A 13178-nucleotide genomic window follows, 5' to 3' on the forward strand; every position below is an offset into this window, starting at 1 on the left:
ACATTTTGTTTATCGGACACCTAAGGAAACAACTTAAGTATTTGTTTTTCTGGGAGTTTGCTTTTGCTCTGAATATGAGGGAACGGGTCTAGTTATCTTTGACGGATGAAGCGACTGCCATCATCCAGGTAAATGACGGTGCCTTCAGGCGCACCCCAACGGTTTCCGTTGTAGTCTATCACCTTGATTCCATTGGCTTTTAGTTCGCTTTGGAAGGCATCACTTTTCAGTTCGGTGCGAACTTGCGAGTAGTCTCTATCAACAATTGTGCTCATGATTTCACGTTGCTGGGCTTTGTTGATCGGGGTCGCTGATGCTGAAGCTGGTGCGCGACTGGATGCCGCTGTTCTGCCAGTTGTATTACGAGTGCCTGTCGCAGCCGAAGGGGCGCCGCCGCCTCCTCCGGAACTTGATCCAAGATTAATTGGGGAGCCACCGCCAGCGGAGATCGCAGGAGTATCAGCAACACCTCCTCGAGCGACTGCGGACCCTCGTCCTCTGGAAACCTCATCAGTTGATGAAGCGGGAGATCGAGTGCCTGAGCCTGTGGTTTGTGCTGTCGGGTTGTAGTTGCCAGTCTCGTTTTGATATCTGATTGTGGAACCGCGATTGCTACTTCCGGACCTGGAGGCTTGCGCTCCTTTGGTCAAATCAACTTCTTCGGCAATGAACTCGTCGGCACCAACACCGTCACCACTGCTGCCTTTAGATTGATAACGTCCATGGCGCGATTGATAACGTTTTCCGCTGGTACTGCTGCCGCCAGATCTTGAGCTGCCGCTGACTTCCGAATCGGAGTATGTGGATGTTCCTGAGTATGCGGAGCTTGAAGAACTTGATCCTGAACTTGAGTTTGAAGATCTGGAGTAGCTTGCGGGCATATTGGAATTTGAATCTTCGGAATTGTCAGCCATAGCCGGGGTGTTTGAAGCTCCCATTACCTGGTTGGCCATCCTTAGAACTGGGGCACTTTCTTGAACACTATCTTTCAAGGCCATTTCTTTTCCGGCTGGGGATTTATCAATTTTTGCTACCTTTAGCTTTTCGGCTGAAGGAATGATTGCGGTCGCATTGGCGATTTCTGACTTCATGTTAACCGAGTCAGGTGCCTCAGAGGCCACGGATCTCTTAGAGCTTGCCGCATTCTTGTTGGATTTCGCTACGCTACTTGCAATTTCCTTCTTAGCATCTGCGCCTTTGTTGGCGAGGCTGTCGGAACTCGTCGAAATATGGCTCTTTGTTGGTGACATTAGATTCATAGTGGTTGGCGTGCTAGATTTGTGGCAGGCTTTCAAAACATTGTATAGTAGATCCTCATCAACAATTCCTGCGGTATGCAAAAGCTCGTGCATTACTAAATTCTGAGCTCTGTATGTGCTAAGATCATCGGAGTATTGTGTTGGAAATTCGATTGTGATCTTCCCATCTTCTGTTGTTTTACCAACGACATTTGAAGTGTCAGAAACGGAACAAGTAAAAATACCGTCCGCGGCGGGGTTTACGAATAGTTTTGCTAAATTTTTCTTCAATTTGGCAGAAACTAATTTTGCGTCCACGCTCCCTAGGTCCACATCTTCAATGCAATTTGTGATGGTTTCGGGCTGACTTTTTAGGATGTTAATTGCTATCGATAGGCGTCTACTTGTTTTTGGAAACTTTTTGATATCACAAGATTTTGATTCTTTGCCGGCTTTCTCTAAAATTGCAGAAATGTCCTGATTCAATACGGATATTTTTTCTTTAAGTAGCTCGTTTTCTTCGCAAGCTGTGTCTTCTGCTTCACCGTGCATGATGATCATATCTCGTTCCTCGGAGCTAATTTGAATCAACTTGCCAGCGTTGTATTCGAAATCCTTTAGCCGAACTCGATTATTGCTTAAAAACCGCTTAAGGTGCATTGTAGAAACCTGTCCATTCTTATACCTAAGATGAACTTCGGTGTTTCCATTTCGCAAGTACCACTCATCAATCTTTCCGTCTAAATCTCGATCTATTCGAATATCATCGTATGACTTGTATGATAGAATCCTTTGTGTAATTGAAGTACCAAGAGGATTTAGAATAATGTCAGCCCTTGCCACGTCGACAATAAATAAAAGAAATAAAAGAATGGCAGTGTTGACGATATTTCGCATATCCAAGGCTATTTCGGCATATCAATAGTAGATGTTTAGCTAACTGGACTAAACTCACGTCCAGTTTTAGATAAAGACTTCTATTTTTGGGGAGTTAAATTTAAGACGATCTATATATGCGTATACTTTTCTATCTCTTTTTTATTTTAGCACCAGTTTTTGCAATGGCACAAATTAACTATGGCACTCTGGTAGAATCTGATTGGGCTACTCCGGCGTCAAAGGATTATCCGGCACCGGATCCAGGGAAGAATCCTGAAGAAAAATTTCTTCCATCATACATTACGCAGGACACTCTGGGGATTTGCTACGCCGCAGCCGCGTCGACCATACTAAATTTTGAGCAGTGTAAGCAGATGAATGTCAAAAACTGTAAGACCGACTTGGGTGATGATAAACGGGTTTCTTCGGTTGGAATTGCAAGATATGTTCGACATACAAATACCATGGATGATGATGACACTCGCGATGAAAACTATAGTAAGTTGGGTGAGGGTGGAGATGGTACTCTTAATCTGAGTATGGCAGTTGACATCGTGGAACGTCTGCCATCAGAAAAGTGTGTGTCGCTTGATAAAATTCTATCAAAAGGTGCATTCAAGAATAAAGAGGAAATTACCCTGGCTCAGAGAGCAATTTGGGATAATTTAAAAGAGGACTACGACAAGTATCGTGAAGCGGTAGCCAGCAACTGTAAAGACTGTGCGGACAAGTACTATCAAAGAGCTGCAGAAACTGTTTCGAAGAACATGAAGATCGAAGAAGATCAAAAATCAACGTCATCTTTGCGAAGTGATCCAGCGAAATTGCTAGCGGCATTTCAGAAAGATACTTATGAAGAGGCGCTCAATACTCTCTTGTATCCTGCGGAGTGTAGCAATCCAAAAAATGGAATTGAGCTCGCTGGAAAGAACAACTACGAAGTTAAGTATTTTCCCGAAGTAGGCAAAGCGAATCGCGAACAGGCCCTCGGTAAAATTGTTTCGATTCTACAAAGTCGACAGCCAGTACTATTGGAGCCTATTTGTGTTGCAGACTGCTCAGATGAAGATAAAAAGAAATGTGTAAAAGCCTGCACAAGCAAAGAATGTTCGGATGCCTGCGGTCCTAAGTATCACGCAGCCGTAGTTGCTGGATATAGAAAGATCTGCAAGAAGGACAATCCTAGTAGTTGTCGATATGCACTAAAAGTAATCAACTCGGGCGGCGCCAGTTGGCAGAAAGCCAACAATGACGGTTGGCTTGAGGCAGATCCATTAATGAAGAACGTAGAAATTGATAGCTTATCTATGGCCTGGTTAGGTGCGAAAAAGAACTAGAAATGCGCGCCGCAAGAACGTTCTGTAAACGGTTTCACCGCAGAAAAGTGAGCCGTTTGTGTATTTTTCGTAGCTTGACTCCACCATTAGCTCTGCTAGTGTCAGCTCCCTTATGAAAACAGAATTCATGCTTAAAGCAGTAGAGCTTTCCCGTAAGAACATGCAACAAGGTGCCGGTGGTCCTTTTGGTGCGGTTATCGTTAAAGACGGTAAAATTATCGGTGAAGGATGGAATAAAGTTACGTCCTCCAACGATCCCACAGCTCATGCAGAAGTTTCTGCAATTCGTGATGCTTGTTCAAACGTAAAAAACTTCAGCCTTGAAGGTGCAGAGATCTACACGAGCTGCGAGCCTTGTCCAATGTGTCTTGCGGCAATTTATTGGGCGCGTATTACTACTATTTATTATGGCAACACTCGTAAAGATGCTGCCGACATTCAGTTTGATGATGATTTCCTTTATCAGGAGATCCCAAAAGACATCAAAGACCGTAAAGTTCCGATGATTCAGTGCGGACACTCAGAAGCTCTTGAGGTCTTCAAAGAGTGGCAGAGCAAATCTGACAAAATCCCCTACTAAGGTCTGATCTGATAAACAGGACTCCAAGCGAGGTTCAAACTTGGAGAGAATAGAGGAATGAAGTACTTTTCATTCCTCTATTTATTTTCAGCCCTTCTATTCACATCTTCTTGCACCACAGTTGAAAAGAAGGTGCCTCGTGACGTTGCCTCACTTCAAGCGACTGGCGGAATGGAAGGTATCTGGTTCTTACAAGGCACCAGCTCCACTCGTGGACCCTATAACGGCGAATTGGAATTAAGAAGAACCAGTGATGGCACTTATGACGTTATTCGCGTGGTCACCTATATCAACTATTTCTATGATGGATTGAAAGTTCAAGAAGTTTGGACAGGGAAAGCAGTGACTGCCGGTGATACGTTGGTGCTAAGCTATGATCTGCGCCAGGCGGATTTTATTGAAAAGATTGGCAATTCCAAACGTGATGCGAGTGACTTTAAGAATACGATTAATGTGGTCACCCGCTTTGTTGCAACCGACAAGGGTTTGGCGGCTCAGTACTCAGACAAGAAAGTTTCCAACTATAACGAATGGATTACGACCAAACGTGATTTGGAAGTGAAGCCCCTTTGGACAAACTTACGCACCAATATTGATGCGCAGGGGCCGAAGGTGCCTGTTGCTGTTCGCGGAGTTATCAACATCTTTAAGCGCGATATCGGGTATCACAAAGATCCCTATGTGCAGTCTTTTAAGAATAGAAAAGAGTTTCAGGAAGAGCGCCCGTTTATTGTATTTGATCCAACCGACTATGACTTCTATCAGACACATAAGGATATAATCCGTGTCGTTAATAAAATCACGGATGATATCAGCATCACTGAGGCCTCTGTAAAAAGAAATGCCTACGCTCCGTCGCTCAGTGATAAAGCAGCCAGCTATGACAAGAACACCGTCACTCATCACATCAATGAAATCGGCATGGTTTCAAAGGCCGAAGTCGACTCAAATGATAAGTTGATCGCTTATCGCTATGATGGCGACTCAGCCTTGTGGACGGGAATGTATATCGGTTCACAGGCAATGCGATACTTAAAAACCAAAAACCCGGATGCGTTGGCGAATGTTCGTAAATCCCTGCGTGCGATTTTTATTTTGATGGATATTACGGAGGATCCTGAGGAGTTTGCAAGAACACTTATGCCTTATAAGCCTGGTGATGCGATTCCGAATAAGTGGCATCAAGGTAAAGGCGTTTATGCAAACATGCTGTGGCTCGAAGGTGGCAACAACGACATGTACAAGGGTCTGACGCATTCAATGATGTGGGCAAGTTTGGTGATTCCTGAATCTGACAAGGAAATGTGGGATCACTTGCGCGATAAATCGCGCCGTCTGTTAAAGCTTAGAATCTTCGATGATAAATCTCAGAATCAGGCTCCGTCTTATGGATTGGTGGCCCTGATCAACAAGGATAAGAAAGCTCTTGAGGACTATCGTTCCGCTTATCGAAAAATGCGTTGGAAGCCTTCCGGTTACAGCATGAACGCTAACTTCTATTGGCATGGAAGTGCTGATTGGAGTGGTGTGAATCTGGGCTTGGTGGGCGACATGACTGACATCACTATCGCGGAGCGACTTGGTGAAACAGAAATTCGCAATCGTCTGCGCGAAAGATTAATGGACACTTGGGTTACCTATAGCCCGGCTCAACGCCATTTGGTGACGATGGTGGCCTATGGCTATGCATATTCGAAGGGGACTCGTGGAGACAACTTCCGTGAGGATAGCAGTGAAGAGAAATTCATGTCGGCACTAAACAATGCAGCCTGGGGCATTCGGGAAATTCCTTACCCTCGTCCTAATCTGGATGTGACCATTAATCATTCGTTAAACCCGGAATGGTGCATTTCTCCAATTCCCCGCTTGTTCTGGAAGGCCCTAAAAATACCGGAGCCCCCTAACGAGTATTTCTACCAGGGTCTTTATAACTACCCGGTATTTGAGTACCAGGCATTTACGTCTAACTTCGTCTGGAAGGACACGGCCTTCGGGTTTAAGGATAGCGCCAGCCGTGGCTCAGAAAATGCCGGCGTGGACTATTTATTTGCGTATTGGCTGGCTCGGTACGTGGGCGTCCCTCACGTCGAATAGAGAAGCTTTGAAAGAACTTCCCTATGGTAAGAAAGATTGAATTTCCAGCCCGGTGGGGATAGAAAATCCCCTATGAAAAAGACTGGCAGAGACGCAAAAGAACTAAAGAATTTCGCTTTGGGTGAAACCCAAACGGACTATCCTTCAAACTACTCCCCAGAGTCCCTGGAAGCGTTTGATAACAAGAATCCCGGCAAAATCGCCTGGACGACATTCGTTTGCACAGAGTTTACTTCTCTTTGTCCAAAAACAGGACAACCTGATTTCGCAAAAGTTTTTATCAACTATATTGCTGACAAGAAAATGGTTGAGTCCAAATCCTTGAAACTCTATTTGTTCAGCTTCAGAAATCACGGAGACTTCCACGAAGATTGTATCCAGACAATCTGTGATGATTTGGTAAAGCTAATGAAGCCAAAATACATTGAAGTTGTTGGTGAATTCACACCGCGCGGAGGAATTGCGATCTTCCCTTATGCAAGTTACGCTTGTAAGGAGAAGTTTTATCAAAACCTTTGGACTAAGCGAATGAGTGAGTTTGCTCCAGGCAAGTATTCAATGGAGTTAAGCAAGCTCTACTAGTGAGGGCTTATGCATGAACGTCTTCCCCGCGAACTTACGCAACTTGTAGATTGGTCAGTAACGGAGTTGGGGAAGGTGATCGAATTTGAGCTCGGTAGGCCCGGGTTCGTTCGGATCGAAAGAATCAGACGCTATGTTAAGTCTGAAAAATCCAAATCCCTGAAGGGTCTTCTTGCCCTGCAAGTGGAACTCCAAAAACTTTCAATCACAGAACAATATCAAATCGCCCATGCATTTTCTCTGATGCTGGAAATTATAAATTCCTGCGAATCTGCGTATCGCGCTTATCGTCTGAAATTAGAATCCTCAGCCGCAAAGGATCAGAAGCACACATTCGGTCGTACAATCCATGTATTGACTGCTCATCCGACGGAATCCCGTAATGCCGATACGCTTTACTATTTTAAAAAAATTCAAGCGCTACTGGAGCGCCGTCTTTTCGGCGAAAGCTTATCTGATCAGGCAGAGCTAAACGTTTTGCTAAAGTGGGCCTGGCATATCCCTATGTCCAAGCAAAGAAAACCCTCTGTCATGGACGAGGCGGAGTATGTTTATGGTTTGGGTCTGCAAGATGAGATCATTGATCTATTCATTCACCAGCGTCTGAAGCAGCAGCCCTTTAACATTCGCACTTGGGTTGGCGGCGATAAAGATGGTCATCCGGGTGTGGATGAGAAAACGATGATCTCCAGTCTAAATATGTCCCGGGGAATTTTGATAAAATGGCTTTCAAAATCTCTTAAGGAATTTCAGCACGACATGGAGCCACTCGTTTTAGTAAGTGCTCAGGAAAAGCGTCACATCACCCGTATAAAAAATGACCTTCGGTCCGTCCAAAAAAGTCTTCGTTCTTTGAAACTGATTCGGGCCAGGGATGCGAACCGTTTGCACAAACTTAAGATGGCTATATTAGGACTTGGAAATCAGCATAGAAAACTTTTTGGGATTGATTCACCGCTTTTGCAGCGAATTCAAACGTTCTTAAAAGTATTTCCGGGACTTGTGGTTCCGTTGGAGATACGCGAGGACAGCAGCTTGGTCCATGAGGCGGCTCTGGACAGCAGCAGTAAGCTTAATATAGCCAGAATGTTGAAAATGCTAAGTCGTGTGTCCCCCGAGCATGATCCCAAGAACTATGTTCGTGGTTTTGTGCTTAGTAATTGTGAGTCTGTTCAGGATATCGAGGCGGGAATGAAGCTGACGAAGCGATATCTGGGAGACTATCGACTGCCCGTCGTGCCACTTTTTGAAAGTTCACACTCTTTGTCCAACGGAAAGGACATCATTGTGGAATTCCTAAAAAGTGCTCATAGAAAATCCATCGTAAAACAAAAATGGTCTGGAGATCTGGAAGTTATGCTGGGTTACTCTGACTCCGCCAAGCAAAATGGATCGTTTGCATCCAGATACTTGGTGAAAACTGCGATTTCTGAAATAGAAAAAGTTATAATGAAGCATGGTCTGCGACCTGTGTTCTTTCATGGCAGCGGTGGCAGCATTGAGCGTGGGGGTGGTTCGGTTCAGGAGCAGACGGATTGGTGGCCACAATCCGCATTGCTTAATGTGAAAGTGACCGTTCAGGGTGAGATGATTTACAGAAACTACTCAGCGCCAGAAATCTTGCAGCGACAACTTGAAAGAATCATGAATGCCAGAGACAGAAAGTCTGTAAAGTCAGAAGGCAAAACATCACAGAAAGTCGATATGGCTTTAAAGCGAATGGCGGATTTCACCCAGAGCCACTATCAAATGACTCTGCAGGATCCTGACTTTTTGAAACTGATTGAAGAGGCTACCCCCTATTCATACTTAAAGAATTTAAGACTGGGATCTCGTCCCTCCAAAAGGCAGGGGTCCGCGGTTGAACTGAAAAGCTTAAGAGCAATCCCATGGGTGCTATGCTGGACACAAACACGTACGTTGTTCCCGACTTGGTGGGCGTTTGGAAGCTATTGGAAAAGCTTGAAGGAGTCGCAGAAAAAGGAATACAGATCTGCATTCAGGCAGTCGCAGCTGTTCAGTTCCTACATTAAGGCGTTGGGTTTCACGCTTGAGAAAATGGATTTGAACATCTTTGCGCTATACGTTTCAAACTCCAAGCTGCCGGATGAGGTTAAGACCAAGTATATTCGTGAGTTTCAGCAGGAGCATAAGTCCTGCATCAAGGCAGTGCGCGATCTGACGGGAGAAAGGAATCTGCTGTGGTATCGGCCATGGCTTGGAACAAGCATTTCTTTGCGCTCGCCCTTGATTCACCCTCTCAATGTCCTTCAGCTGATTGCTTTGAAGGAAAAGAACCTACTGCTGTTAAGGGAGACAGTGACGGGTGTTGCAAGCGGGATGCTGACCACCGGGTAGGGACCGAAAGGGCCTCCTGTCCATGTTTTAGACACACATTAAACCTTTGGGAGCAATAGGCTGTCACAGAGGAAGGTCCGATTCTTGTAACTGCCTTGGTGGATTTATTTATCGAACCAAAGGATCTAAAGATGAAGAACTTTTCAATTCGCGGCGTACTTACTGTTTCCCTTCTATTGATCGGGCAAAATTCCTTTGCGAAGATCAGCGCTGATCAAATCAAACAATGTATTGCGAATGAAATGAGCGTGGTTCAAGTGATTCACCCTCTTAAGGCTGAATTCCTTAGATTGGAACGCCAGGGATCAGTTGCGGAGCTAATCGACATACTAAGATCCAATTCTGAATCCCTGAAAGCACTGTCTTCAGCTGAATTGAAAAGTGCAGAGGGGCAGTCATTGAGCCGGGAAATTGCCGACGTCAAATCGGTTTTGGCTAACGCGGATTCGTGTGAGTCGGCTCGCAAAGCAGCTCTGAACTTTTTGAATGTTTATGATAAAAAACCACTTCTTTCTTTGAATGTATTTTTCGAGAACGACCAGGGTTTGAATGCTGAAACTGAAGAGTGGAAAAGCGAAGCATTGAAGGCACTAAAAACTGCTGGATACAACAAGGCGGCAGCCACCTTAGAAATCACTCAGCAACCTGCTTTGACTTTGCTGGCAGTGTCCGGTGAAACAACGTCGGTATTAAGCGAACAGTTCTCCTTACCATACGATGACACTATGAAATCGGCGCTTAAAGCTATCGTAGGCAACGACGCTTCTGCCAACATCCTTGAAGAAAGACTGGCTGAAAAGATCCGCAATGAGTCTTTGACAAGAATGTCCAAGATCTTAGGTTCTGTTGACCAGCTTGTTAGCCGTTAATCTGAATGATCGAAGTCTGATAACCAGCAGCCGAGCAAGCACCTCGGTTGCTGCAACCATACCAATCCAAAAAAGATCCATAAGCCAAGGGTTCGCCCGGAACTCTAAAGACAGCTGCGACGCCCAAGACAGAAATATAAACTGGATGAAGTAACAAAGACCAAAATGTCGATTCCAGGCAAGCTCTGAGTTCAGCTGCACAATTTTAAATCGGCTCAGGAATTGATTTGCTGAATTCAAACAGGAAATCCGAATCCAAATCAGTATCACCGCGAAACGACTCCAAAAAAACCAAACTGATCCAGAGAATACGTAGTAATAAAATCCTGTTGAAGAAACTGAAACATCGCTTCTAAACGGAAACAGTGCAATCAATCCCGCAGCCACGGTCAGCAGCACCGGTACCTCGTATTTGAAGCCTGTAAATACCAGTGAATTCGTGGATAGATCACGTATCATTCGCCCTACCGAGAACCCCAGTACTGGAATTGAAAGCCAAGGTAGAAGTCCCCACCCGATAGTTGTCGTAGCATCCAAATCCCCGATCAGCATCTGGCCTAAGAGTGGACTGTCCGATGGTTTGAGCGACTGAAATATTTCAATAGGAATAAAGAGCAAAGACAACGAGAGCACACTCAGTGTGAGCAGAGCTTTTTTATTGTTGGGAAGAATTTGTACGGTCAGCAAGCTTACCAGTAGATACCCGTATAAATTCCAACTCCAATTTTGATACTCAGTTTGTGCCTGATCGTGAATCATCATTCCCACCAGTCCTATTGAGACCAGTAAGTATCGTGGCCAGTTGATATCTTTTTTTGAAAGACCAATCAAAAAGAATGAGATCAGCGCCAGGATAATTCCGGAATAGCTCCAGTAGTCGACAAAGAACTGAGTCAAATAGGCATAAATGGACTGACTTTTAGTGAAGAACATACGGTCTTCGCCAAAAGCGGATTCCCATACATGATAGAATGTAATCACAATCACGCTGAAGGTTCTTAGAATATCCAGAGCCAGGAATCTTCGCTGAGTCATTGCCACATCCTTGGTAGCTGCGGCTTAAATAGCGAATTTACCAGAGACTTTTCCACAGGCGGCAGAGGAATCATTTTATATTCACTTTTAGGTTCGTTGCTTAAGTCAATCACTTGGGAATCAGATGCGAATACAAAGCTTTCAGATTTTTCAAAAGCCACGATGTTTTTAAATGGCACTTCTGCAAGCGTTGAGTGAATGATGTCAGCACTTTCGTTTGTTGGGAAGTCAAAGACGATGAAGCCCTGTGGATCCAGTTTGCGCTTCAGGATTCTGTAAAATTCTAGGCTATAAAGCTTTGAAAGCTCTACGCTATAGGGGTACGGGAAATCCAAAAATACCGCATTCCATGTGCGCTTGCTTTCGCGAAGAAAGTGGAAGGCATCATCAGTAATAACTTCCACGCGATTGTTGTGAAGGGAGTCTTCATTCAAGTTGCGCCAACGGGGATCCTCTTTGGCAATTTTCAAAACCTGTGGATCCAGTTCTACCAGAGTTACTTCAGCGTCGGATGGAAACTTTTTTAGAACATCACGCAATAACAATCCATCACCCGCTCCCAAGATAAGGATCTTGGTGGGCGCAATGCCGGACAGATGTGTGGCTCCTTCCAGGAAGGCTTCGTGATATGACTTTTCATATCTGGAATCAAACTGGTATTGCCCGTTCAGCCAAAGGCTGAAGTAAGATTCGCCGTCGCTTTGACCTTCGACCACGTCGATGGCCTGATAGGAACTAAGATGTCTGGTAACTTGTATATTATTTTTTAAGCCCCGAATGTATTCAACCACTTCTGAGGAACTGGAAATGATTTTTGGGTAGTTCACGAAATAGCGCATGCGCAAGGACCATTGCTGTAAAGGAATTTGTATCACCGAAAATACCAGGATGAATGCAGCTGCGGCGATTGATCTTTGTAGGTGGCTTCTTTTATCAGGTAATTGTGTCGCCAGGTAAATACAGATGCTGCCGCTTAAGAGGGAAATCAGAATGGCACTGCCGTAAATCTCCAGATGGGGAATAAGTATCAGCGGAACAAAGACAGCTGAAGCTAACGCACCAAAGTAGCTGAAAGCCAGAATTCTATTCAGTTGAATGTTATCTTCAGTGTCTTTGCGTAAGCGGAATAGCAGGGGTGTTTCGTATCCAGTCAAATAGCCCAGAGCTAAAGAGATGGCTCCACTACTTAAGACGAAAACGATCATCAATAATCCACTAGGAATTCGAAATCCGTAGAATTCTATGAGTCCAAGGCTTGGAATAAAGAATAAATATGTGACCAGCATGGGTGAAACCGCACCCAGAAACATCAATAGAAATTCTACCCGGAACAGTCCGGATAAGGCGTCTTTGGCGTTAGAGGACTTTTTGCTTCCCAAACCAATACCATAAATGAAAAGGGCCGAGGATAGACAGAAGCCAATAACTTCTTCCTGCAGGAATACGGCAAAGGTCTTTGCCATTACGCTTTGGTAGGCAAATCCACAAAAGGACAGAGCAAAAGAAAGTAGTTTTAATTTGCGATTATCCACTTAGAGATCAGCTCCTGATAGAAGGACAAGTTGTACAAAACTCCAAATGTGACTGTGGAAAAGATTGTGCATAACAAGGGAAGTTCAATTTTGCGAAGCTGAGATTCCCTGCTGGCCCAGTAAAAGCAGCAAATGAATGCCAAACCCAGATTAATCAAAGCCAGAATTAAATTTACCGATATTGATCCAAACTGCCTGTTTAAGATAAGCGCAAATAGAATGCCACCAGCAAACATGCCTGCATAATCCAGGAACAGTGCTCTTTCGTTCTGATCTTTTGCATTTGTCTCTGTTTGCATAACCTGTAAAAGCAAGGGCAATTCCATTCCCGAAAAGAATCCAATCATAAAGATCAGGGAATAGCATAAGGGCACGGATACGAACTTCGATCCTGCATCAAAGTATACAAACAGAAGCGGAGAAGCAATTGCCAGAAGGGAGATTATGACTTCGATCCAGATAAAAACCTTTTTGGAGTTTAAGCGCACAGGAGTGAAGTAAGCGCCTGCACCCATTGCGAAAATATAGATCCCGGTTGTGATCGTATACTGCAATACGACGTTACCCCAAAGAACAGAGAGAATATTGGCCAGCACCAGTTCATAGGTGTAACTGCAGAAAGCCGTTAAAAAAACCAGGATAAGAATAAAGCGAAATCTTGTGTCCGCTTTCAC

The 13178-nt window shown here is 44.5% G+C and carries 10 protein-coding genes; 6 read left to right on the forward strand and 4 right to left on the reverse strand.

The window, feature by feature from the left end; translation table 11 throughout:
* Window positions 1–92: 92 nt before the first annotated feature.
* The gene (locus tag ACLVWR_RS06810) at window positions 93–1799 is read right to left on the reverse strand and encodes a hypothetical protein (RefSeq protein ID WP_413583093.1); all 1707 of its coding nucleotides are present in this window, start codon (window positions 1797–1799) and stop codon (window positions 93–95) included.
* 452 nt (window positions 1800–2251) lie between these two features.
* On the opposite strand from ACLVWR_RS06810, the gene ACLVWR_RS06815 reads away from it, so the two are divergent.
* The 6 genes from ACLVWR_RS06815 to ACLVWR_RS06840 all read left to right on the forward strand — a co-directional run bounded on the left by ACLVWR_RS06815 (window position 2252) and on the right by ACLVWR_RS06840 (window position 9937).
* Window positions 2252–3454 carry a hypothetical protein gene (locus tag ACLVWR_RS06815; protein WP_413583094.1) on the forward strand — a complete coding sequence of 401 codons (1203 nt, stop codon included), beginning with the start codon at window positions 2252–2254 and terminating at the stop codon, window positions 3452–3454.
* A 112-nt stretch (window positions 3455–3566) separates the two neighbouring features.
* Window positions 3567–4034 (forward strand): nucleoside deaminase, encoded by a 468-nt coding sequence (locus ACLVWR_RS06820; RefSeq protein ID WP_413583095.1) that lies wholly within the window; start codon window positions 3567–3569, stop codon window positions 4032–4034.
* Between the two features lie 57 nt (window positions 4035–4091).
* A complete protein-coding gene (locus ACLVWR_RS06825) occupies window positions 4092–6128 on the forward strand; it encodes a hypothetical protein (protein ID WP_413583096.1) in 2037 nt (678 codons plus the stop codon).
* Between the two features lie 72 nt (window positions 6129–6200).
* Window positions 6201–6710: a preQ(1) synthase gene (gene queF, locus ACLVWR_RS06830; protein ID WP_413583097.1), complete on the forward strand. Its 510-nt coding sequence runs from the start codon at window positions 6201–6203 to the stop codon at window positions 6708–6710.
* A gap of 9 nt (window positions 6711–6719) precedes the next feature.
* A complete protein-coding gene (locus ACLVWR_RS06835) occupies window positions 6720–9068 on the forward strand; it encodes a phosphoenolpyruvate carboxylase (RefSeq protein WP_413583098.1) in 2349 nt (782 codons plus the stop codon).
* Window positions 9069–9199: 131 nt separating this feature from the next.
* A complete protein-coding gene (locus ACLVWR_RS06840) occupies window positions 9200–9937 on the forward strand; it encodes a hypothetical protein (protein ID WP_413583099.1) in 738 nt (245 codons plus the stop codon).
* On the opposite strand, the gene ACLVWR_RS06845 is transcribed toward ACLVWR_RS06840, so the two are convergent.
* The 3 genes from ACLVWR_RS06845 to ACLVWR_RS06855 are packed head-to-tail and all read right to left on the reverse strand — an operon-like array spanning window position 9905 to window position 13178.
* A complete protein-coding gene (locus ACLVWR_RS06845; protein WP_413583100.1) occupies window positions 9905–10972 on the reverse strand; it encodes a hypothetical protein in 1068 nt (355 codons plus the stop codon). The two genes, ACLVWR_RS06840 and ACLVWR_RS06845, sit on opposite strands and share 33 nt — an antisense overlap.
* A complete protein-coding gene (locus ACLVWR_RS06850) occupies window positions 10969–12435 on the reverse strand; it encodes a spermidine synthase (RefSeq protein WP_413583101.1) in 1467 nt (488 codons plus the stop codon). The genes ACLVWR_RS06845 and ACLVWR_RS06850 overlap by 4 nt, the downstream gene beginning before the upstream one ends.
* Window positions 12436–12485: 50 nt before the next feature.
* Window positions 12486–13178 carry a hypothetical protein gene (locus ACLVWR_RS06855; protein WP_413583102.1) on the reverse strand — a complete coding sequence of 231 codons (693 nt, stop codon included), beginning with the start codon at window positions 13176–13178 and terminating at the stop codon, window positions 12486–12488.

Source organism: Bdellovibrio sp. HCB288, assembly GCF_047305935.1.
Classification (GTDB): Bacteria; Bdellovibrionota; Bdellovibrionia; order Bdellovibrionales; family Bdellovibrionaceae; genus Bdellovibrio.

Bases quoted from the DNA above. Each gene is read 5' to 3' on its own strand.
- ACLVWR_RS06810 (WP_413583093.1), bottom strand. From the start codon at position 1,799: ATGATCATCATGCACGGTGAAGCAGAAGACACAGCTTGCGAAGAAAAC.
- ACLVWR_RS06815 (WP_413583094.1), top strand. From the start codon at position 2,252: ATGCGTATACTTTTCTATCTCTTTTTTATTTTAGCACCAGTTTTTGCA.
- ACLVWR_RS06820 (WP_413583095.1), top strand. From the start codon at position 3,567: ATGAAAACAGAATTCATGCTTAAAGCAGTAGAGCTTTCCCGTAAGAAC.
- ACLVWR_RS06825 (WP_413583096.1), top strand. From the start codon at position 4,092: ATGAAGTACTTTTCATTCCTCTATTTATTTTCAGCCCTTCTATTCACA.
- queF (WP_413583097.1), top strand. From the start codon at position 6,201: ATGAAAAAGACTGGCAGAGACGCAAAAGAACTAAAGAATTTCGCTTTG.
- ACLVWR_RS06835 (WP_413583098.1), top strand. From the start codon at position 6,720: ATGCATGAACGTCTTCCCCGCGAACTTACGCAACTTGTAGATTGGTCA.
- ACLVWR_RS06840 (WP_413583099.1), top strand. From the start codon at position 9,200: ATGAAGAACTTTTCAATTCGCGGCGTACTTACTGTTTCCCTTCTATTG.
- ACLVWR_RS06845 (WP_413583100.1), bottom strand. From the start codon at position 10,972: ATGACTCAGCGAAGATTCCTGGCTCTGGATATTCTAAGAACCTTCAGC.
- ACLVWR_RS06850 (WP_413583101.1), bottom strand. From the start codon at position 12,435: ATGGCAAAGACCTTTGCCGTATTCCTGCAGGAAGAAGTTATTGGCTTC.